General features: G+C 40.6%; 20 protein-coding genes and 2 pseudogenes. 14 read left to right on the top strand and 8 right to left on the bottom strand.

The window, feature by feature from the left end:
• Nucleotides 1–15 precede the first annotated feature (15 nt).
• Nucleotides 16–1,794 (top strand): 2-succinyl-5-enolpyruvyl-6-hydroxy-3-cyclohexene-1-carboxylic-acid synthase, encoded by a 1,779-nt coding sequence (menD, locus tag F7734_RS51160; RefSeq protein ID WP_155751954.1) that lies wholly within the window; start codon nt 16–18, stop codon nt 1,792–1,794.
• A gap of 224 nt (nt 1,795–2,018) precedes the next feature.
• Here the strand turns inward: menD and F7734_RS51155 are convergent, their stop codons facing one another.
• From F7734_RS51155 to F7734_RS51135, 5 genes are all read right to left on the bottom strand, one after another.
• On the bottom strand, nt 2,019–2,207 hold the full coding sequence (locus F7734_RS51155) for a hypothetical protein (protein ID WP_155751953.1): 189 nt from the start codon (nt 2,205–2,207) through the stop codon (nt 2,019–2,021).
• A 2-nt stretch (nt 2,208–2,209) separates the two neighbouring features.
• Nucleotides 2,210–2,407, bottom strand: coding sequence for a hypothetical protein (locus F7734_RS51150; protein ID WP_155751952.1), 198 nt, complete (start codon nt 2,405–2,407; stop codon nt 2,210–2,212).
• A 167-nt stretch (nt 2,408–2,574) separates the two neighbouring features.
• Complete coding sequence (locus F7734_RS51145) at nt 2,575–3,606, bottom strand: hypothetical protein (RefSeq protein WP_155751951.1); 1,032 nt, start codon at nt 3,604–3,606, stop codon at nt 2,575–2,577.
• Nucleotides 3,606–4,823, bottom strand: a complete 1,218-nt coding sequence (locus F7734_RS51140) for a 3'-5' exonuclease (protein ID WP_155751950.1) — start codon at nt 4,821–4,823, stop codon at nt 3,606–3,608. The genes F7734_RS51145 and F7734_RS51140 overlap by 1 nt, the downstream gene beginning before the upstream one ends.
• A gap of 18 nt (nt 4,824–4,841) precedes the next feature.
• The gene (locus F7734_RS51135) at nt 4,842–7,295 is read right to left on the bottom strand and encodes an Hsp70 family protein (RefSeq protein WP_155751949.1); all 2,454 of its coding nucleotides are present in this window, start codon (nt 7,293–7,295) and stop codon (nt 4,842–4,844) included.
• 461 nt (nt 7,296–7,756) lie between these two features.
• Between F7734_RS51135 and F7734_RS51130 the strand changes: the two genes are divergently transcribed.
• Nucleotides 7,757–8,545, top strand: a complete 789-nt coding sequence (locus F7734_RS51130; RefSeq protein ID WP_155751948.1) for a DUF4058 family protein — start codon at nt 7,757–7,759, stop codon at nt 8,543–8,545.
• 129 nt (nt 8,546–8,674) lie between these two features.
• Here the strand turns inward: F7734_RS51130 and F7734_RS51125 are convergent, their stop codons facing one another.
• A complete protein-coding gene (locus tag F7734_RS51125) occupies nt 8,675–10,495 on the bottom strand; it encodes a P-loop NTPase fold protein (RefSeq protein ID WP_155751947.1) in 1,821 nt (606 codons plus the stop codon).
• 98 nt (nt 10,496–10,593) lie between these two features.
• On the opposite strand from F7734_RS51125, the gene menB reads away from it, so the two are divergent.
• Complete coding sequence (menB, locus tag F7734_RS51120) at nt 10,594–11,427, top strand: 1,4-dihydroxy-2-naphthoyl-CoA synthase (RefSeq protein WP_155751946.1); 834 nt, start codon at nt 10,594–10,596, stop codon at nt 11,425–11,427.
• A gap of 57 nt (nt 11,428–11,484) precedes the next feature.
• Here the strand turns inward: menB and F7734_RS51115 are convergent, their stop codons facing one another.
• Entirely contained in the window at nt 11,485–11,790 is a 306-nt protein-coding gene (locus F7734_RS51115; RefSeq protein ID WP_155751945.1) for a hypothetical protein, read from the bottom strand.
• Between the two features lie 664 nt (nt 11,791–12,454).
• Nucleotides 12,455–13,051 (bottom strand): DciA family protein, encoded by a 597-nt coding sequence (locus tag F7734_RS51110; protein ID WP_155751944.1) that lies wholly within the window; start codon nt 13,049–13,051, stop codon nt 12,455–12,457.
• A 176-nt stretch (nt 13,052–13,227) separates the two neighbouring features.
• Here F7734_RS51110 and F7734_RS51105 point away from each other — a divergent pair, with 176 nt between their 5' ends.
• The 11 genes and pseudogenes from F7734_RS51105 to uvrC all read left to right on the top strand — a co-directional run.
• Nucleotides 13,228–14,619 carry a hypothetical protein gene (locus F7734_RS51105; protein WP_155751943.1) on the top strand — a complete coding sequence of 464 codons (1,392 nt, stop codon included), beginning with the start codon at nt 13,228–13,230 and terminating at the stop codon, nt 14,617–14,619.
• 43 nt (nt 14,620–14,662) lie between these two features.
• Entirely contained in the window at nt 14,663–15,367 is a 705-nt protein-coding gene (locus F7734_RS51100) for a PspA/IM30 family protein (protein WP_155751942.1), read from the top strand.
• Between the two features lie 167 nt (nt 15,368–15,534).
• Nucleotides 15,535–16,320, top strand: coding sequence for a PspA/IM30 family protein (locus F7734_RS51095; RefSeq protein ID WP_155751941.1), 786 nt, complete (start codon nt 15,535–15,537; stop codon nt 16,318–16,320).
• A 95-nt stretch (nt 16,321–16,415) separates the two neighbouring features.
• Nucleotides 16,416–16,544: a hypothetical protein gene (locus F7734_RS65825; protein ID WP_279239861.1), complete on the top strand. Its 129-nt coding sequence runs from the start codon at nt 16,416–16,418 to the stop codon at nt 16,542–16,544.
• Complete coding sequence (locus tag F7734_RS51090) at nt 16,537–16,872, top strand: thioredoxin family protein (RefSeq protein WP_155751940.1); 336 nt, start codon at nt 16,537–16,539, stop codon at nt 16,870–16,872. The genes F7734_RS65825 and F7734_RS51090 overlap by 8 nt, the downstream gene beginning before the upstream one ends.
• An 82-nt stretch (nt 16,873–16,954) precedes the next feature.
• Nucleotides 16,955–17,587, top strand: a pseudogene (locus tag F7734_RS51085) (aminotransferase class I/II-fold pyridoxal phosphate-dependent enzyme); the annotation flags it as partial.
• A gap of 255 nt (nt 17,588–17,842) precedes the next feature.
• Nucleotides 17,843–18,355, top strand: a pseudogene (locus F7734_RS51080) (aminotransferase class I/II-fold pyridoxal phosphate-dependent enzyme); the annotation flags it as partial.
• Between the two features lie 208 nt (nt 18,356–18,563).
• A complete protein-coding gene (locus F7734_RS51075; RefSeq protein ID WP_155751939.1) occupies nt 18,564–18,854 on the top strand; it encodes a PEP-CTERM sorting domain-containing protein in 291 nt (96 codons plus the stop codon).
• Between the two features lie 547 nt (nt 18,855–19,401).
• Entirely contained in the window at nt 19,402–20,283 is an 882-nt protein-coding gene (locus F7734_RS51070) for an NF038130 family PEP-CTERM protein (RefSeq protein ID WP_155751938.1), read from the top strand.
• Nucleotides 20,284–21,051: 768 nt separating this feature from the next.
• On the top strand, nt 21,052–21,474 hold the full coding sequence (locus tag F7734_RS51065) for a response regulator (RefSeq protein ID WP_155751937.1): 423 nt from the start codon (nt 21,052–21,054) through the stop codon (nt 21,472–21,474).
• 651 nt (nt 21,475–22,125) lie between these two features.
• Nucleotides 22,126–23,043: excinuclease ABC subunit UvrC (gene uvrC / locus F7734_RS51060; RefSeq protein WP_166482674.1), on the top strand; the 918-nt coding region annotated here is incomplete at its 3' end.

Genomic DNA, 23,043 nt, shown 5'->3' with positions numbered 1-23,043 from the left:
ACCCCCTAACCCCCAATGACAATAGATTTTAGAAACATTAATTCTGTGTGGGCATCGATTTTTGCGGAAACGTTGAAGCGATTGGGATTAGCTTGTGTTGTCATTTGTCCGGGTTCTCGCTCCACACCGCTCGCAGTCGCCTTTGCCCAACAATCACCACAACTTGAAGTCATTTCCATTTTGGATGAACGTTCTGCTGCCTTTTTTGCCTTAGGACGCGCCAAAGCAACAGGACTCCCCGCAGCCATTGTTTGTACATCTGGAACAGCAGGAGCCAATTTTTATCCTGCTGTCATTGAAGCAAAAGAAAGCTGCATACCGTTGTTGTTACTGACTGCCGATCGACCACCAGAGTTAAGAAATTGCCATTCAGGGCAAACTGTAGATCAGGTGAAATTATACGGCACTTACCCAAACTGGCAAGCAGAACTAGCCATTCCTTCTCCAGAGATGGGAATGCTAAGCTACTTGCGGCAAACAATTATTCATGCGTGGGAAAAAACTCTTCATCCCGTACCCGGATCGGTACACCTTAATATACCCTTCCGAGATCCTCTTGCACCCCAGCCAGAAGTAGAAACATTACACGCAGCATCCCTAGAATTTTTACAGTCCCTATTTCAATCGGAAAGCTTTTTTAGTCACATAGCAATCCAGCCCCTAACTTCAGACACCACTTACGGTCCGTACTTCGATGTTCCCAACGAATGGCTAAACTCCAGTCGAGGAATAATTATTGCTGGTGTTGCTCAGCCGCAAAAACCACGAGAGTATTGCCAAGCGATCGCCCACCTTTCCCAAACCTTAAAATTTCCCGTTTTAGCAGAGGGGCTGTCTCCAGTCAGAAACCACGCCTATTTAAACCCCAACATTATTTCTACCTACGATCTGATTTTGCGCGATCGCTCTTTAGCAAAACAGCTAGCACCCAAGGTAGCGATTCAAATTGGTGAAATGCCTACTAGTAAAGAGTTACGTAATTGGTTAACCGACACAGTTGAGGAAAGATGGGTTATAGATCCAAGCGATCGCAATCTCGATCCCTTGCACGGTAAAACAACTCACCTGCGGATAAGTGTAGAGGAATTGGCAAGATGGGGAGACGGGAGAGGAGGAAATTCCTCTTATCTCGAAATGTGGTTGACAGCAGAAGAAAAAGTGAGGGCAAATGTTGATCAAACCTTAGGCAAAATGGAGGACTTATTTGAGGGAAAAACCGCCTGGTTGCTTTCTCAAACATTGCCACCAGGAACACCCATATTTATTGCTAATAGTATGCCAGTGAGAGATGTTGAATTTTTTTGGCAACCAAATTCTCTAGGCTTGCAACCCTTCTTCAACCGAGGTGCAAATGGTATTGATGGTACATTATCCACTGCTTTAGGAATTGCCCATCGCCATCAAAGTAGTTTGATGTTGACAGGAGATTTAGCCCTACTACACGATACCAATGGATTTTTAATGAGAAATAAGTTTGTCGGGCATTTAACAATTGTATTGATTAACAACAATGGAGGCGGTATTTTTGAAATGTTACCCATAGCCCAATTTGAACCACCATTTGAAGAATTTTTTGCCACGCCACAGGACATTGATTTTGCTCTATTGTGCGCTACTTACAATATTGAACACGAATTGATAAGTTCTTGGAAGCAATTACAGGAAAAATTAAACCCATTACCGACTCAGGGAATCCGAGTTTTGGAATTGAGGACAAATCGCAAAGCAGATTCGAAGTGGCGCAAGGATAATCTGGGTAAATTTCTAGTATCTGGAGCAACACTGCTCGGATAGGTTTTTTCTTTGGAAAATGAAACACTCCTGCCTTAAAAAGGGGGGAAAATGCTTTCAAAACCCCCCTTTTTAAGAGAGGCTAGGGGTCTCCTCTGGGGTTGGGGGGAGATGGGGGGAGCAATCAGAATCAAACACTGCTAACTGAACTGTATTGCCTCACAGGTGAGAGCTTTCAAACATAGAGTTAGAAACTGGCGATTTTCACTGGTGGGCAGTTTTTAGTTTTAAACCTGTTGACGTTTCAATTCTTGGATCAATATTTGACAGCGTTTGCTAGCTTCTCTTGCCTGTTGCCTGAACTGTTTAGCTTGTTCTCGGTCTGTTAAACATACTTCAGTTGCTTTTTTACTAAATTCGACAGATTGTTTACTGAGTTCCTTAATCCGAGTCTTTAATTCTTGGATTGTTTTCATTTCTACTGCTCCAATTCTGAGATGATAATTTCTAAATTTTCTACTTCTTCATACAGTCTATCTGCTCTACTAGTTAGTAAGCTAGCATCATCAAAATCATTGTTTTCTATTGCTCGGTCGTGAGCTTCGTATAACTCCTCAACAATTTGATGTAATTGAACATAAGCTTTTAGTAATGCGTTTCTGGTTTCTGGTTTCATATTTACAATTCAATTCCTCCATCATAATCTTCAGGTTCATCAACATCAATCAATCTAAGTGCTGCTCGAAAAATTTCTCAATGCATCAACGATTTGGCTACGCATTCCGGAAAAATACTTAGACAAAATGTTTCAAGAATGAATAATCAGGTGACTTAAAATTGCCGCTAAAACTCCAACAAGAACCCAGGCTGGGTTGCTTCATAATAATTTGCACAAAAAAACTCAAATCCAAAACATACACCCACCAACCATAGTGCTAGAGCTATGTCGCGCGATCGCACCTGAACTAAATTAGCAACCAATTTCTTGAAACTAGTTTTATCTAGGCTCTGGTGTTGATAAAGTTCTGATTGCAGTTTCAAGAAAATAATTATTGATGCGGCACTTAATTCAATCTTTAAAGTACTATGAAACAAACTCGTCACATCATCTGCTTTTTCCAATAAATAGTCAAGTGTAGCACTTTTATTTTCGTGAGTAATTCCTTTCAAACAGGAACGATATTGCTCCAGCCAATTAGCGATATCATCTTTATCTGAGTACAGCTTGCTAACGATTATTCCAAAATCATAAAAATAGCCAATATCAGAATTTGGCATGACTTCATGACGACTGTAGCACAGTAAGTTTTCGATTAGCGTACCATCAAGGGGAAATTCTTCGCCACGGCTGTTTCTAGACAAACCCGAGAAAGCATCATGTTCGAGCAGTTTTATAGTATCTTGGTACTTATCTATATCCAATCCAGCAATCTTTAGTAATGCCGCACCACCCAACAATGATAAAGATAATTGTCTTCGTTGAACAGAGCCATTAACATAACTCTCGAATATTGGCTCGGCTAAGTTAAGGTTGCTATCAACTCGCCCCTGAAGTAACCTTTTACCGCGTTCTGTGATTGGGTAAACACAATCCAAATTGTGTATAGAAATATTGATAAATGTTGGTTTACCTTCATCAAAGCAATAGTGCGGCACTCGTGAAATATCTTCAACTCTTGCAATTAGTACTTCGTAATCTTCATCATAGTCAGGCATTTCCTCCACTACTCGTGCAGCTACTTTATCTAGTTTAGAAGTATCGTCAGCAAAATCTACATCGACAATTGGTATCAACCGAAACTTCATTATCTTCAATTCGGAACGGCGATACCACAACAAAAATTCATTATTAGTAAGCGGTAAAAGATATTTCATTAGAAGAAGTAATCCTCCGTAGCCGCAACTTCAACTTGCTTCTTAATCGGCAATTCAACTATTCGCAATAAATTATCGGGTATACGGGTAATGTAGGGATGGGGTTTACCTGTATAACATAGATACAAGTTGAGCCTGCTTCTTGTTAATGCCACATAAAATAAGTTGTTGGCTATATCTTGGCTACTCCAAATAGTCGCATCCGCACACAAATTGGGTAACAGTACTGTTTCAAAATCTAATCCTTTTGCACTATGGTAAGTGAGTAAATGTACCTTAGATGCATCATTTAAATCGCCATAGCCACCACCTAAATATTGCATATTCAACCCACATTTAGATAAGTAGCTATTTAAATCATCGAAGTCTTCCCCACCAAATCTATTTGTTTTTAGTTGCCATTCATCAAAATTATGTAAATTCAATATGGTATCAACAAAGCCTAGTATATAATTCTTCTGCGGTAACAATATAGCCGTACTCACACGAGAATTAGCATAACTTGAAGCAGTTTCAAATACATAGCGAATTTCTTCATTCACATCCAATGCTCTCGCTAAGATTACATCAACATTTCGCAATTTAGAACGCGAAGCTGTCTCAAGTTGGTTACTCGGAAAAATTGCCTTAGCTATCTCAATAATCTTGTTAGGCAAGCGATGTAATATTTTCAATTCAACAGTAACAGCATTGATTAACGACACCATCTCAGCTACAGGGATACCCGTATTATAAATTGATTGTGCGTCATCACCAGCTACTATTAATTGATGGCATTGACTGTGCAATAGTGATAAAATCTTCTCTGGTAAATCTTGCACCTCATCTACTAAAATCATGTCGTAGGCTCCGGGGCTTTTTTCGAATGCACTATGGGTTTTTACATCAACGCCACAGCTATTAGCAGTAACACCACGTTTTGGCTTATCCTCAAGCATCTCGAATAAATTAGCAGATTTTGGCGTAGAAACATTCTTGATTTCGGCTGGAATGCTGGCATTGAACATATCAACCAGTGTCTTAGTATAACCCACTACGCACACCCGTAATCCTGGGTTTTGCTGTTTGGCTAAAATCAAGACATACAGTAACAAAATAGATTTACCCGAACCAGCGAAACCCTTAATAAAAAAGTTCTGTCTGGGGTTAGCAAGAATGCGATTAATAATATCGCGTTGTTCGGAATCAAGTTTGGCAAATGGTAATAACCAAGACATACGGTTAGAAATCTCCCATTAAAATAGTTTGGATAAATTAGTTGGGGAAATTACTTTATTTGTGCTATTATCATTCCTCTCCATTGGCGATGCAAGCAAGCTTTCTTCGTCGTAAAATTTAGATTTAGTGCTTAATTCAAGCTTCCGCATCTTGACTATCTTAGCCACATCATTTTTACCCAAGGATTCGGCTGCATTAATCAATTCTTGATAATTGGATAAAGATAAATTATTAGCCAAAAATAATTTGTACAGATAATCAAATGCCCGTTGCACCATCTCCCGACCTTTGGTTTTATGTTTACCTTCTTTACGCATTAAATAACTGCCATACACAACCAAAGCAAAGGTAAAATGTGGATTAAATGATAAAGACTTTTCCATCAATGATTCGTATCGATCGCGATCGCCATTCCGAAGATGAAATATTGCAAGATTAGCGGCATTAACTGCGGTTTCCTTTTTTTCGTAAGCTTTTTTAGCCCAAGTAAACGCTTGTTTTCCCTTATCAGCCCTATCGTAGTAACAACAAATACTTGTCTCGTACCGCTCGTTTTGAGACAAAATCTGTACCAATTCTAATGTTTCAGCAGCACGCAAATAGTCCTTAGCCTCTGCACAAGCCTCTACTAAATGCAACAATCCCGGAACGGAGGGCTTTCCGCCATTACGTGCTGCCATCTCGTTAGCTATTTTCTCAGCCTCAAACACTAACCTTTCTTCTGTAGTGAGTTCTCGATTAGCAAATGGGTTAACCAATGTCGAAACAACTTCATCGCCACCAATACTCGCGGTGACAGATAACACCTTATCCTCACTCATTCCACAATTAACCCGTACCCAGGTATTAGGGGCAAATGTTCTAGAAGAAATATCAGCATCAATACTAATTACCGTCAAAATCTTATTTTCGTTACCCACACACAGGGGAATCTGAATTTTTTCTTGTTCTTTATCTCCCGTACAAAAATCAAATTCCTTGTTAATGCCAGATATCTCAGTACCTGCTGCAATCAGCGTCTGCAATCCATCACGGGTAATTAATAAGATAGGTTCGGAGACTATAGGACGCACCAATGTCAAACCCAACCCGTTCAACAACAGTGAGTTGACAGCAGCACCTTGAGAAACATGCGATCGCAAGTCACGCGGTATCTCAATTTCAATATTTGTAAAGTAGTTTGCCAGCGCAACTTGTACGTAGGGGTTGCTGCTACTCCCACCAATCAACAAAATTAAGTCCAATTCATCTTTATTTAACTCAGCTTTACGCAAACTCGATTCGATTGGTGCAAACACGCTAACATCGTCAGTTTCTACACCAACAAAAAAACTGTCCATCACTTCATTAAACTCGCAATAACTCATGCTTGGGTTGACCAATTTTAATTTCTGTTTGGGCAAATCTATCTCAATCGTGCGACTCAATTCTAACCTTTTATTACTAGTTGCTTCCGAAGGCAACCGATGAGATACCATTTGTGATGACACCGATTTACAAGCTAATATTTTCAAGTCCTCTGCTGTTTTCTGCAACTTAGGAATAATCCGCTTGCTTAAGTCGGCACTCCTAAAGTCGTCAAAGCTGCAATTATTCTGCTTAAATAATTGCGGTAACAATATGTCGGTGACGATTCGCTTATCGATGTCATCCCCGCCCAATGCCGTAAACTTGGATATAGCTAGGTTTTTACAAGTTAGTCCACCTAAATCACTCCTACCTATTTCAAGTATTGATATATCTAGCGTGCCGGCACCCCAGTCGAATACAAGAATTTGCAATGGTGACGATTCCGGTATATTCAAACTACCCAGTCCGTTTAAACTCGATTCGGCTAAATAACTCAAAAATGCCGCATTCGGTTCGTCAATTAATAATTTGCCATCGAGTTTAATTCCCGCGCCCGATAGCGCTGACAATAAACCTTGACGCTGGTTCGATTCAAATGATGCAGGCACAGATACCGAATAACGGATACGGGATGGCAAATTGTGTTGTTTAACATAGTCCTCGATTTGATTCTTTAAAAAGTCGAAGAATACTCGCGCTGCATCTTCGGGTTTTTCAATCATCGCAGTTGGATGTCCAGCAGGTAATCTACTATTGTAGTAAACAGGACCCAAATCTTTACCCAACTCCATTTTAAATGAAGCCCATAAATTAATTCCAGGCTGTAGTTGACCCTTCAGTAATGACGCACCCACACCTATAAATAGTTGCTCCTTATACCATGCAATTACAGTTGGGACTAAGTGGGATTCGTATAGTCGTCCATCTTCTAGTAACTGCCGCACGGGCATAGCATTTGTCTCAATCGGTACATTCCTATCGCCAATTATCGAATAACTAATAGTAGTTGTACTTGTGCCAAAATCAATTCCCACATAAGTATTATTACTTAACTTAGCTTGGATATTATCTTGGGCTAAGCCAGCACCAGTAACATTACTTAAACTTAATGCTAAATTCATACGTCACAATTTCTATATAATCTCAAAGATTCTAGCAGAACAAACCAACAACTTTAGATTATTTTAATCGTTTATTTTTAATAATTAGTAACAGCAGATGTATTTGTGGGCATTGTCAGTTTCTTTTGCAAAAGCAACAGAAACACAGGCACTCCTCAAGGTGTCACCCAGATCATCCCCTACGTATGCTGGAGTCTTACCTTGTTTGTATAGTTTGCTTTAGCCAAAATGAAGGAAGGAGTTATTTTAGGGAAAACCGCCTGGTTGCTTTCTCAAACATTGCCAAGAACTACGTTACAAAATGTAAATGCATCTGAAACCCTTGCCAAGGACTAATGACAAATGACTAAGAACGACCCTTACCAGTTACGTTTTTTCGTACCGATCTACTTAGTACACGGCAAAAGTTAGGATAATAGTATCTATTTGGTAAATAGTAAATAAAAAACTTTAATATTACCATGCCTTATCCGTTTCCGGGAATGAATCCTTATCTAGAACATCCAGAATTTTGGTCAGAAGTCCATCACTTAATCATCGGAATACTTGCTGAGTCTTTAAATCCACAACTGCTACCAAAATATAGAGCTGCGATTGAAAAGCGCGTTTATCAGGTAAGTGGAGAAGATTCTATTTTTGTAGAAATTCCTGATGTTACTGTGGAACAGTCGCGAACGGGAACGGGCTTAAAGCCATCTCATAATGTTGCTGTGGCGAATCCTCCATCTACTCCAATTGCTGTAACAGTACCAATGCCAATGGAGATTCGAGAAGGATATTTGGAAATTCGAGAGATAGCAACAAAGGAAGTTGTGACAGTCATTGAAGTCCTCTCGCCTACCAATAAACGTCCGGGAAAAGGAAGGAATATATACGAACAAAAGCGCCAAGAGGTGTTGGGACGCCAGACTCATTTAATTGAGATTGATTTACTGAGAGGGGGCGAACCCATGCCAGTTTTTGGTAATTCTACTCAAGGTGATTATCGAATTTTAGTTAGCCATAGCGATCGCCGTCCTCGTGCTGATTTGTATGTCTTTAATTTACCAGATAAAATTCCTACTTTCTCCTTGCCATTGCGAGCGCAAGAGAATTTGCCAATCGTAGATTTACAGGTACTTTTAAGTTTTATATATGACAGGGCTGGTTATGATGTGGCCATTGATTATACTAAAGAACCAGTCCCACCACTTACGAAGTTAGAAGCGGATTGGGTAGATTCTTTACTTAGAGAGAAAGGATTGAGGTAGCAAAAGATTTTATTCCTCATCTCTTTTCTCTGCGCTCTCAGCGCCTCTGCGGTTCAAAAGTATTTTATTTAACCGCCGAGACGCAGAGTCCGCAGAGGAAAGAGGAGAGATATTAATTTCCTGAAGTTTTTATCCACCTTGATAGGGCTGTAAGGGATAAGAATTTTTAATTTCATTGTTTGAGCTTAACCAACAAGTATTGGCATGCTTCTCCTGCTTTCTTTTATCCACAACTTCTTGAAGTACTCTTAAATGTTGTGCGCTAATCAGACACTTTTCTTCAGGAGTAGATAGCTGCTGGTTAACCAAAGTTTCCATTTCTGTCTCTATAATAGATAACGCTCGTCCTTGACTCATTGCAGTTTTCAGCACATCAAACCTTGTAGGTTCATCAAGACGGCACAGTAACTGTGTGAGGAGACGATGAATTATCGCTTCATTACTAAAATCAAAAAGAGTGGCTGCTCGATCTTCTGCAGAGAGAAGTTCTTCACCTACATCAAATAAAGCTTCTATAACTATAGAAATGCAGTGAGTAGGGATAACTTTTTCAGCATAATCTTCAAGCTGTTCTAGAAAGGCTCTAACTTGGGTAGTACCATCCTGCCGTTTTTGCTGGGCAAGTTCTATCAATTTTTGCCCAAAGGCTTTTGCATTACAAGCCGAAGAAAGAATAGCTTTTATCTGATTGGTAGATAGCTCTGATGTGGATAAATTTAAACGAAAGTAGATCGGGAAAATTTCCGGACAGCAAATACGTCGTTTTTCCTGCCATTCTAACTTTTGTTGTTCGGTATAAACGCTATGATGTCCCCAAATAACTTCTAACTTGGGAAAAAGAAACATCAGTAACATTTTAACTGGCTGCTTATCTTCCTCTGGTAATTGGGCAAGCCAAAATTCATGAAAATTTGTTAATTCTTCTAAGGCAAAATCACTCTCTACAAAGGCATTTCTGTTTTTTAAAATAATCTCGTAGGCTATTGGGGAAAAAACTCGTAGTGATTCTAAAGCTATAAAGTCAACTGGGTTAACTTCACATTCTACTACAGGAAAAGTCACTGTTAATGTATCAGCTAGACGAACAATATCACGGAGATTTGTAATGAAGTAATCTATCCCTTGAAAGTATACCAGGCTCCATCGAGTTGGCTCAAAAAGAGGTTTTGCCGTTTCACCAATGATATTATCAAGTTTTTCAAAAAGCAATCTGCGGAGTGAAGTTTTATCAGGGCTGGGTAGCTCAAAAGCCATTTGAATAATTCTATCAAGATATTCTTCGCCTGACGTGCCTCCACTGTCTGCAAGCGATTTGATAATACTCTTTTTATCGCAAACTAGGAGATAGACAACATTTGTAAAATTGGGAACGGCTTTTAAAAGACGAAATAATTGTTGAATATCTTCTGCACAAAGCCGATCGATATCATCAATTGTAATGACTATTCGCCGGTGCTGCTGTGTGAGTGTATCTTCAACGTCCTCTTTTAACTCAGAAGCTTCCTTTTGCTTATCGTCAACTAAGGTTGCGACTGCTTTCCCTGCTTGAGCATAAGGTAACGGAATTTCAGCAATTGCTTTGGCAACATCGGCGATTCTCTCTTTTAAACCTTTAGGCACAGCCGTAACTGCGCTTAACACGTCTTGTAATTGGTCAAAAAATCGTCTTGTTATATCTTGGTATCCGGAAAACAACCAGGGATTGAAGGGAACAATAATCGGTTGTTCGTCTTCTGGCTTTTGTTTGAGATAATGAACGACAAAGTTCAACAGTGTGGACTTGCCTGAATTCCAAGAACCGTAGACTGCGATCGCAAACCCTTCTGGAAAATGCATTTTGCAAATACTATCTGCCAAATGCTTGGCAAAGCTTGCATATCCGAGCCGATCTTGCTCAGGCTGAATCACAGGAGTGTCTTGCGATAAGTCATTAACCTCAGTCTGCACCATACCAAATTAACTTTTTATACAAATCGTGGCACAGAAAGTGAGGTGGGCAATGCCACCTGCGATAGAATTTCCACACCCCTAAAGTTGTACTCTACCTCATGACTCTAAACTGGCAAACAGCAAAAACTTACGAAGACGTTCTTTATCACAAAGCTGAGGGCATTGCAAAAATCACTATCAACCGCCCTCACAAACGCAATGCTTTTCGTCCAAAAACTATATCTGAACTGTACGACGCTTTTTGCGATGCACGGGAAGATACAACGATTGGTGTTGTACTATTGACTGGTGCAGGTCCACACACGGATGGCAAATACGCCTTTTGCTCTGGAGGTGACCAAAGTGTCCGGGGACATGGAGGTTACTTAGATGATGGTGGTATCCCCCGTTTAAACGTGTTGGACTTGCAACGCCTGATTCGTTCCATGCCAAAAGTGGTCATTGCTCTTGTTGCTGGTTATGCCATTGGTGGCGGACATGTCTTGCACTTAATTTGCGACCTAACCATTGCTGCAGATAATGCTATTTTTGGGCAAAGTGGTCCTAAAGTGGGCAGTTTCGACGGTGGTTTTGGTGCTAGCTATCTTGCTCGCATTGTCGGACAAAAAAAAGCCCGAGAAATTTGGTTTCTCTGCCGCCAGTACAATGCCCAGCAAGCCCTAGATATGGGTTTAGTTAATACAGTTGTTCCAATAGAGCAATTGGAAGCTGAAGGTATCCAATGGGCGCAAGAGATTTTAGAAAAAAGCCCAACAGCAATTCGCTGTCTCAAAGCAGCATTTAATGCTGATTGTGACGGACAAGCTGGTTTGCAAGAACTTGCTGGCAATGCCACCTTACTTTATTACATGACAGAAGAAGGTAAAGAGGGTAAACAAGCTTTTTTAGAAAAACGCCCACCTAATTTTCGGGACTTTCCTTGGCTCCCTTAAAATCCAACATAAAGTATAAGGATAAAGGATGAAGTTTTCATCCTTTATCCTTATACTTTATACTTTCAAGGCTTCCCGTGCATGAGTTTTAACTTGTTCGGGAGAGCTATTAACTGTTTCTTCTGCAGTCGCGATCGCTCCTGTACTTAAACCTGGAGCTAACACTATTTTTGCATCTGGCAAACTCCAAACATCCTCCAAAGTTTCCCAAGAAGGTGCAAATGGTGGGAGCGCTAAAGAACAAGCCTTCCAATCCCCCCGAACTGGTGCTCCCAGTTGCTGACACATACCGCCGCGACGTCCCTCTGGTTGGTAATGACGACAATATCGACACGCAGAAGTCAAGAATTTAATGCTTTTCATAAAACCTTGGGGAAATATTGTATTGATAAGCTGGAGGAAATCAGATGCCGTACTACTTTTAAGCTGTTGAGTTCTCTCTACCTAAGGAGAGAGCTAGGGAAATTCTTTGCTCTTTTAGAGCTTGTTTTTCACCTTTTTATTGTGGTCTATCTACTAGTGGGGGTAAAACCTGAAACCAGTGAATCTATCTAGGTTTCAGCGATCCCAAGGAAAAAATTAATTTTAGGATCTTTTTATCTTTGTGTTATATTTTTCAATTTTTATGTTAACAAAGTGATACATAAGTTGCATTAGGTAAAGCATACTTAACTCAGGCAAAAACTATTGGGGATCAAAGCTAATATTCACTTTAGCGATTTCTTTACCATTTTAACTTCAGCCCCAAGAAGCACTTGTTACCTACTCTAATGCGTATCTCTTGGCATATTTAGTCCAATTGAATGGTTACTAAATATATTTACTTTAGGCATACATACTTACCTATCTTTTGGAAGAGGAAATTTTTGAAAAAAAAATATAATCGATGGTCTGTTCATAAGGAATTTTAAATGTAATTTTACGGTTGAAAAAAAGTAAAAAATGTTTTAGGTAAATGAAATCTCAGTATTTTCATCAAGTTTTGACAAAAATGGGGTGAGCACTGCTCACCCCATTTCATCCCCCCTTAGCAAGGGGGGACAGAGGGGGGTAATTTTTGTACCTCACCAAGTTGAAATCTGCTGTCAAATTGCTTAGCAGCACAAATAGAACAAACTTGCCAGCGCTGAAGTTCGCCAAGTGGGGTAGGAGAGTGACACGCAGGACAAAGGGGTAAGCTGTGCGATCGCGCTTGTACCCTCTTAGCCCAGTGTTGGAAAGTGGCATTTGCATCGAAAGCAGGAGCAGTCAACTTGCAAGGAGAGTCTGCCCCGCCCACATAACTGGGATGTTCCCGTGCTGAAATTTGCTCCTTAGCTAGCTTCTCCTTAGGGCGTTGCCATCCTGCTGTAGAAAAATGAATATCAACAAGAGAAAGAGACAGCTTATCATTCAACTTTAAAAGCAGGCGCTTGCGCTCAAAAGTTAAGTTTTGTGCCCAAGCTGCACTAGAAGTTGCCACCCGCAACACATCACGTTGAACAGATACAGGTTGAGTGTGAGCGGCTACAGCTGCTCCTACAATTTCAGACCAATGCTTGAGTAATTGCGGAAATGGTTGTTCTTGCCACTTAGACTGTGTTTCAAGAACGCTTAAAATATTATTAATTGATTTTAATGACATTCTGCCAACCTTGGCAAAAAATAGGATTTTTATATATATATGATAATTTTCGCTAGGATTGGCACAATTGTATTTTTCAATTTGTCACCCATTAAACAGCGATCCGTAACCAAAATTTGGATAAGCGATCGCTAACTATTGTTATTCCGGAAGTCTAGATTTGAGGCAGACAGGCAATGAGTCAAAACTCCTTAGTAGATACGTCGGGTGCTCAATCTTCCAAATCCTATAGGTTAAAGCCAGCACTAGCAGCAGCCCTTGCTAGTCTAGAAGTGCAACTAGATCAAGAGTTAACCCGATACAGACGCACAAAAACAGGATATGGAACATTACCCAGAGCCCATATTGGTAAAGTGATGGCTAATCAACCTCAACCGTTGTCAGCCATTGCTACGACAGGGGGTAAATCGCAATCACCAGCAGAAGATAATCTTGGAGACGAGCTAGAGAAGTTTGGTTTGGTAGCAACTCCATCTGCACCTGTAGGAATGGAGAAAGAGGACATTGCTCTTCCTTCTACGACAATCAACACGCCACTTACATTTACGGAAGAACCTCTTCAGAAGGTATCTTCCTTAAGTAAAGCCGAAGATATACTGCAACGAGAAACACTGCAAAGCTTGGCTGCATCAGTTTCTTCAACAATAGAGGAACTTGAAAGTTCCCTCGCTTCTGACCATGCTAAAACAAAAAACACGACCGGATCTAGTTCCGTTAGCATAGTTCCTACAAATGTAAAAGAACACGGAAGCCCTAAAAATCTAGCAGAAGTAGATAATAATAATGATAGCCGAACACAGCCCAACGATTACTTAGAATCTTCTGAGGCACTTTTGCGAAGTTTAACAGAAGAACAATCAAAGGAGAAAAAGCAACCAAGTCCTAGTAATGACAGTTTGCTATCACCATTGGGTATAGGTTCAATGTTATTATTGCTAGTAGCAAGTATGACGCTGGGATATGTAGTTTTCAATCCTAAAAGTCTGCCGCAAATTAGTTTAGATGGACTGTTAAAAAAAAATATACAACCAACTACAGAAACTTCGTCCGGGAGTGCAAAGTCTGGTACAAATATCCCTGAACCAACACTTACACCGCTACGTAAGTACCCCAATCTTGCCGAGCAAGAATTTCCAGAAGTGAGAGATCCAAACGATGTTGTTGGTTTAAAACCCAAACCCAAACCAGCACCAGTTGCGATCGCACCAAACCCAAACCCAGTTCCTCCCCCATTTCCTGTCAATCCGCCAACTCAGAGAGTAGAACCCTTACCACCTCCCACCGCGACTCTGCCATCTCCAATAGTCACTGCCTCTCCAAAACCAAAACTAGCAACTGTTCAACCAAAGCCGAATGCGGAAATAAAACCGTCAGCAGATGGGCTTTATCACGTCATTACAGATAATAAAGGTAGTAATGCCCTTGCCTCTGCAAGAAAAATTGTTCCCGATGCCTACTTGTCAGATAATGGTGCATTTATTTATCTTGGGGCGCTCAAGAATAAAGAAAAAGCCCAAAGTCTAGTGCAACAACTTCAAAGCAAAGGTATTAAAGCCAGAATTCAGTGACCAGTGACCAGTGACAGTGACCAATGACAAAGAGTAAGTTGATATGGAACTGATGAACCGGATATTACGGGTGATTCGTGCAAACCTTAACAGTCTGGTTGCAGATACCGAAGATCCAGAAAAGATTCTGGAGCAAGCCGTGATGGAAATGCAGGCAAATTTAGTCCAGTTGCGACAGGCGGTGGCTCAAGCAATTGCGATCCAAAAACGTACTGAACGACACAGAGCAAGCGCTCAATCTACAGCAGAAGAATGGTATCGTCGTGCTCAACTAGCTTTGCAACAAGAGAATGAATCTCTGGCAAGGGAAGCGCTGACAAAACGTCAATATTATCAGGAAACTGCAACAACACTGTTAGCTCAAATGGAACAGCAAAATGCTGTTGTGGTTCAGCTGAAACAGGATATGCGGACGCTAGAGATGAAAATGACCGAAGCAAAGAATAAAAAAGATATGTATATTGCTCGCGCCCGTTCGGCTGAAGCCTCCTATAAACTTCAAGAAATGTTAAGCACTACTTCCAACGCCAAAAGTCTGAAAGCTTTTGAGCGCATGGAAGAAAAAGTTTTACAGCTAGAAGCTCAAGCGGAAACTATTTCAGTCACTGCAGCAGATCCTCTAAATTCGGCGTTTGTCACCTTAGAAGAAAGTAGTAAGGTAGATGCGGAACTAGAAGCCATGAAAAATCAACTCTCTCACGACTCTGGGAAATTACCCCAGCAATTACCTGGAAATCCCGACAAGTAAAAGATTGGGCAAAGACCGAAGTTCAAGAATATCCTTATTATTAGGGGCTTGTTGAACGGTACCAATTTAAACCGGAAAGATTACATTGAAATAGGTAGCTATAAATTAGTTAAAAAAGCATACCAGCCCAACCAAGCGCGTAAATCACTCATAGGAACAAGGAAGTTATGGGATTATTCGATCGCATCAAGCGAGTCGTCAGCGCCAACCTCAACGACATGGTGAGTAAAGCAGAAGACCCTGAAAAGATGCTGGAACAAGCTATCCTAGAAATGCAGGAAGACTTAGTACAGCTGCGCCAGGGCGTTGCTCAAGCTATTGCTGCCCAAAAACGGACTGAAAAGCAGTATAATGATGCTCAAAACGAAGTGAACAAGTGGCAGCGTAATGCCCAACTGGCTTTGCAAAAAGGTGATGAAAACCTTGCAAGACAAGCCCTGGAGCGGAAAAAGACTTTTAACGAATCTTCAGGAGCACTCAAAGCTAGCTTAGATCAACAAACTACTCAAGTAGACTCACTCAAGCGCAACCTAATCCAGCTAGAAAGCAAAATTTCTGAGGCAAAAACCAAGAAAGAAATGCTCAAAGCACGGATTACTGCTGCCAAAGCTCAAGAACAACTCCAAGGCATGGTGCGCGGTATGAATACCAGCAGTGCAATGGCTGCTTTTGAGCGCATGGAAGAAAAAGTTTTGATGCAGGAAGCCCGCGCCCAGTCAGCTGCTGAGTTAGCTGGTGCCGATCTAGAAACTCAGTTTGCCAAATTAGAAGCCAGCAGCGATGTTGATGATGAATTAGCAGCGTTAAAGGCACAAATGTCTCTTCCTGGTGGTTCACCAAATCAACCGGCACTTCCACAACAGTCAACGACTCCCAATGCAAACACTGGGAAGAATAATGAAGTTGTCGATGCTGAGTTAGATTCGCTACGCAAGCAGTTAGACAATTTGTAAAATTTTGTAAAATTTATTTGAGATAATCCCACGCCTGTTGGTTGTGGGATTTTGCATTAAACGGGCAATGGGCAACGGAGAAATATTAATAACCAATGCCCAATTCTCAATCTCCAATTCCCAATCCCCAATCCCCAATGCCCAATTCCCAATCCCCAATTTTGGTAAAGTATTTTTTGAGCAAACGTTTAACAATGCCACTGGATGGAGACAGCAATGAATAAGGGTGTTATAACCATCACTGATGCTGAATTTGAAACGGAAGTGTTACAAGCCGAACAGCCAGTATTGGTTTACTTTTGGGCTTCTTGGTGCGGTCCTTGTCAATTGATGTCACCATTGATAAATTTAGCAGCTACTACCTATAGCGATCGCTTAAAAGTCGTCAAAATAGAAGTCGATCCAAACCCAAAGAGTGTTAAGCAGTACCAAGTGGAAGGCGTTCCTGCACTCCGGTTAATTCAAGGAGACAAGTTGCTAACATCTATTGAAGGAGTTATCGGTAAAGAAAAGCTCCTTCAAATATTAGATGAGAACTTAGTTAGTAGTTAGTTGTTAGTAGTTAGTTGTTAGTAGCTACTAATAACCACTAACCACTAACCACTAACCACTAACCACTAACCACTAACCAAATATGGAATTTGCTAAACGGTTACAACCCTTACAATTTAATGTATTTGCTGATATGGACAGAGCGAAAGCAAAAGCTTTTGCTTCTGGACAACATTTAATTGATTTATCACTGGGGTCTTCTGACTTACCAGCAGAACCACATATCATACAAGCAATTAACCAATCCTTACACGATCCAAGCACTCACGGCTACTTGCTTTTTCGTGGAACCCAAGGGTTTCGTCAAGCAGCAGCAAACTGGTACGAGCAAAGATTTGGTATCCCCGTCAATTCGGAAACTGAAGTCTTACCCCTGATCGGTTCCCAAGAAGGAACCGGTCATTTTCCTTTAGCAGTGCTCAACCCAGGAGATTTTGCCTTACTGCTCGATCCAGGCTACCCATCACATATGGGAGGAGTTCACCTCGCCAATGGTCAAATCTATACAATGCCATTGCTGGAAGAAAACGGTTTTTTACCCGTTTTCGCGGATATTCCCACTCCAGTTTTGGAACAGTCACGACTCATGGTACTGAGCTACCCTCACAATCCTACAACGGCGATCGCACCTCTATCTTTCTTTAAAGAAGCTGTTGCATTCTGTCAGCAACACAACTTGGTTTTGGTTCACGATTTCCCTTATGTAGATTTGGTGTTGAGGAGAATAGGACAAGGAAACAAGGGGACAAGGGACAAGGGGACAAGGGGGGAATTTTCTACCTTGTCTACCCCCTCTACCTTGTCTACCCCTCTACCTTGTCTACCTTGTCTACCCCTCTAACTTGTCTACCTTGTCTACCCCCTCTACCTTGTCTACCTTGTCTACCCCCTCTACCTTGTCTACCTTGTCTACCCCCTCTACCTTGTCTACCTTGTCTACCCCTCTACCTTGTCTACCCAATCCCCAACCCCATCAATTTTCCAAGCCGATACAGACAAAAGCGTCTCGATAGAATTTTTTACCCTTTCCAAGTCATACAATATGGGCGGCTTCCGGATTGGTTTTGCTATTGGTAATACTGAATTAATTGGAGCATTGCGTCAAATAAAAGCTGCAATTGATTTTAATCAGTATCAAGGCATTTTGAATGGTGCCATAGCAGCCCTGACTGGTCCTCAAACGGGAGTCAAAGCAACTGTTGAAACCTTCCGCAAACGTCGAGATGGCTTTATCAGTGCCTTACACAAAATTGGCTGGGCCGTTCCTACTCCTAGTGCCACAATGTATATCTGGGCTAAGTTACCAGAACCTTGGAGAAAAAATTCTATAGAGTTTTGTACCCAATTGGTGGAACAAACAGGAGTAGCTGTTGCACCAGGTGCAGGCTTTGGTAAATCTGGAGAAGGGTATGTTCGTTTTGCTTTGGTGCATGACGTACCTGTTTTACAAACCGCTGTCCAAAGAATTTCTCATTTTCTCTAGGAAATTTATCAAGGCTTTACTAGGAATTAATCATAAGTTTATGAAATCTATTCCTTGTTTTCCGTAAAGTCAAATTAAACTACTGAAATACTACTTAAGTAATCTGTTGCTTTCATACCTGAGTCGAATGCTAGTTGTTAAACACACAATTAGCATTTGATAGCAGCACCTTGTTTACAAAAAGTAGAAGGAATAGATTTATATAAGTATGGCGAACAGTATTAAAAAATTTGCTAGCTACGCGTCAATAACATTATTCTTTTACGGGCTTGCTACCACCTCGGTACAAGCTCAAGTCAACACAGATCCATACACATTTACCTACACCACAACTTTAGTACCTTTGATCGATCGAGACGAGAACCAGAGAAGAAGAGTACCAGAACCTTCAGCACTGTTGGGGCTGATGACAGTCTTTGGTTTGTTTGCAACTCAACGCCAATTGATGAAAAGAGGGCAAAGACACTTCAACTTCAAAATCAAAAAGGAAGAAAATTAGTACTTACAGCCATTTTCAGGTAAATAGATCGCAGTCGTAGGGGTGCAAGGCATTGCGCCCCTTTTAGCCTAGCGATTGGAAATCGCTGCTATACAAACGAAGTCCTTCTTGTGCGGACTAAATTATAAAGGGGGTACAAGACGAGGATTCAGTATGAATGCAGATTGCAAGGCTCTGCAGAGCGCCGGATCGAGTGAAGGGTCTCTGGTTGCTCTAGTAAAAGCACTTAAAATCTCCCATTTTATCTTTAGTATAAAATACAACATTTTATTTTTAACAAATAAAAGTTATTACGTAAAAAAAGCGCAATAAATACCGTTATATTTTTAGCTAGAGTTTATATAGAGTCTACAGTAACTTAACCTATTACGTCTCCCAGTTTCGTAGACTGAATGTGTGCTGTAGGTGATGACCAGGGGCAACCTAAACTGCCGTGTTTTGAAAAAGAAACGGTAGTAAAGAAAACCAAAATATGTAGTCAAGCCAGCCAAACCTTAAACCGGGGTAAATGTATAAAAATGAACCCCATAACTGATGGAGACAAAAAATGAGAACGCTTGTTAAGAAATTTTTGATTGGTGCATCAATAGCTGCAGGTGTAAGTGCGATCGCCTCCTCCCCAGCATCTGCCGGAAGCTTGACTAATGCTTCGATTAGCGGTGGTCAATATATTAAATATGATGCTAATTCTGAAAATACGTTTGCTAATCCAAATGCTAGTTTGTCCACCATCTTAACGGGTAACAGTAGCAGTCCTACTGGTAACGTCGAACTCTTTTCTGACAGTGAAAGTAACTTCTACAAAAATCTGAACAACTTCAAAACTGCTCCTGTCACGACATTAAGCGGTACTATTGGTGGCAAGAGCCTGAGCTTGAGTAGTTTAACTGGTGCAGACTGGTTTACAACGAAGGACGACCTTACTTATACAACTAGTTTTGGAGCAGATAACTTAGCTAACCGTTGGTTTAAAGATTTTAGTATCAAAGCTGGTGTTGGCTACAATCTATTTTCCTATCGCCTGTTTTTCAATAATGGTGGATTCCAAAAATCTAGCGACCCCAACATCTCCTATGTTAACCAAGATGACTCCACTGGCTTAATCAGTATTGGTTTAGCTGGTCATGATAATGTCAAACAAGCTTACGCTTCTTTGTTAGGACCACTGGCTAATTTTATTAAAGATGGATTCCAAGCCAGTGAAGTTGTGAAGTATACTTACAACGGAGTAACTGACTTCCTTTACAGTTTCCAAGCTACAAACTCTGGGTTAGTTGAAAAAGGTGACTATATATCTCACAGTGGTAACTACGAAGTCAGTTTTCAAGGTGTAAAGCCTGTAAAATCAACCCCAGAACCTTCAGTCATGCTTGGTATGTTGGTAGTTGGTGGAGTATTTGCCACACAACGTAAATTGAAAAAGGCGTAATTATCCTTAAGATGACGGTTGCAAACTAAAAACTAAATAGGGGAGCGCAATTGCTCCTTTTTCTTTTCCGTATTTTTTCCGTCATGTAACTAAGTAGTCAAAAATGAGTATTATTTTGGGTAATTTGGGGTAAATCGGACTTAACCGCACCCCAAACTTACGTTGTTGCTCATTTGAGCGCTCCCTTACGGGGTATTGTTTGCCTCGACACTGCTTAAAAGCTTGTTAGTAGGTTTTGGTGTGTACTGTGTGACGCAGTCATGTTCCTGACCCGACGCTTGAGGCTGGCTAACCTCATTAAGTCATGACCTCTAAGCGGACTGAAACCCTCAACGGGTAACCTTGAAACTAGTTCAAAGTTGAGTCATGGTGGAGCCAGTAAGTCAAATTGCTCCGATTTACTCTGGATTACTCCAGTTCACTTACTCCTCTCCCCTATTTCTCTACATCTTTACATCATTACTATAGATTAAAGCATTGGTTACTTATATCAAGTAGATTTATAAACAAAATTTTAATAAATTAGAAAGCGATCGTAATATTTAAGATTTTTTAGAAAAAATTCAATAAAACTTGATGTTTTTATGAAATTTATATTGTAAGATGATGCTAACAACATCATCTTTATTTTTGACTCAAAATTCTAATTTAAAAAACAAATAACATAAATAAAAATTTTGTCATCCGTTTGAATACGTAGATTTACGCTCTTCAAGATCGTAAATTTTGGCAATCATTCTTGACTCATAACCTAAAAGATCGGTAGAAATGGCGGCAAAGTTACTTTCTGCTTTGCAGAAACGGCAATCTCAACAAACTCGACGAATTTTACTTATTGAAGACAATGACGTTAATAGGATGTTGCTGAGTGATTATCTAAGCTACCAAGGGTATCACGTCCAAAGCTTGGCTGAAGCCTCTAATTTTTTTTCAAGTGTAGATGAATTTCAGCCAGAGTTAATTTTACTAGACTTAAAATTACCAGATATTGATGGTTATGTGCTGCTAGAACAAATCCAGCAGCAACCACAGCTTGGCAATATACCTATTATCGTAGTTTCAGCTTTCGCTTTTCGAGCCGATCGCGAAAAAGCAATGAAACTGGGAGCACGTCGTTACTTTGTTAAACCTATCAATCTTTCACATCTTTTACAGGAAATTCAAGAAGAATTGGCGTGTCTTAGTAGATAAATTTATATGCTTGTTTCATATTTACTCTGACTTTTGCTCGTTAATAAAGTCTTCAACGCATTGACTGAGACTCGTATAGATGCCACTCTGGGAAAATTTGCGTTGAAGTTGTTCCAGAGCAAAACCGCTGTTTGCAGTCATTTAACGTTGCTCATAGTACCGGATACTGCGATTCAAATTCTTGTATATTCATTTTTTTATCTTTTTACCAATTAGTTAATAATTGTAACATCATTATAACTAAGTTTGGAAAAGGATAATCCGTCGTTTCTTAATACTAAAGCTCATTTCATCCGAACTATTCTTAGTTTGATGATTGTAACATGAGAATTCACCGAGAATTATTTGTAGTGGGCTAAAGCCCACACATAGACTGCGTGGCTTTAGCCTACCTACAATATTTCAAATTAAAAAGGTTCCATAGCTGAATCATTTATGAAAGTAAACTTCAAGAGAGAAAGTTTGAAATTGAGAACAAAATTCCAGTAATCTTACTTAAAATAGAGATAGGTAGGTCGGCAAGAAAAAAGAAATGTTTGTATTCTGCTCGTAGTTGTGCTGTCTTCCCGTACATCCCAACTACAAACAAGTGACGATTATTTGCGCCGGCAGACTTAGATAGATGTGTGTAAATACCAGAAACTATTAGTTGTGACAGCATCCGCTCAAACAGTACCACTTGTTAAAGATCCAGAACGTCTGGAAAACCGTCTACAAGAAATTCCTCCAGAACCGGGAGTCTATTTGATGCGGGACGGTAGCGATCGCATTATCTATATAGGAAAATCGCGGAAGTTGCGATCGCGAGTTCGTTCCTACTTTCGAGAATCACAAAGATTGAGCGAACGGATTGCGACGATGGTAAAACAGGTGACAGAGATTGAATTCATTGTCACCGATACAGAAGCTGAAGCCTTAGCTTTAGAAGCGAACCTTATCAAGCAGCACCAACCGTACTTTAACGTTCTGCTCAAAGATGATAAAAAATATCCCTATGTTTGTATCACTTGGTCAGAAGACTATCCACGTATCTTCATTACCCGCAAACGCCAACTCGGTAAAGAAAAAGATAAATTTTACGGACCTTATACAGATTCTCGCTTACTGCGGGAAATACTGCGCTTGTGCAAGCGAATTTTTCCTCTAAGACAGCGCCCCCAACCACTGTTTAAAGATCGTCCGTGCTTGAACTACGATTTAGGTCGCTGTCCGGGTGTGTGTCAGCAGATGATTTCACCAGAGGAATACCGCAAAACCGTCCAAAAAGTCGCCATGGTATTCCAGGGTAGGTCTAACGAACTTATAGATACCCTGACAGAACAAATGCACAAAGCTTCAGAAGCGCTGAACTTTGAGTCAGCAGCACGTATCCGCGACCAAATTTCTGGGTTAAAGTCACTGACAGCCGATCAAAAAGTATCCTTACCAGATGATACTGTGTCACGGGATGCCATTGCTTTAGCAGCAGACGAACAACACGCCTGCATTCAATTATTCCAGATTCGTGCCGGACAGTTGGTAGGACGCTTGGCATTTGTTGCGGAAGTTTCTTTTGGAGACAAGGGGGAC

The sequence above is a fragment of the Scytonema sp. UIC 10036 genome (assembly GCF_009725235.1).
The sequence above is the reverse complement of the archived record's forward strand: the minus strand, read 5'-3'. Positions and strand labels throughout refer to the sequence as shown.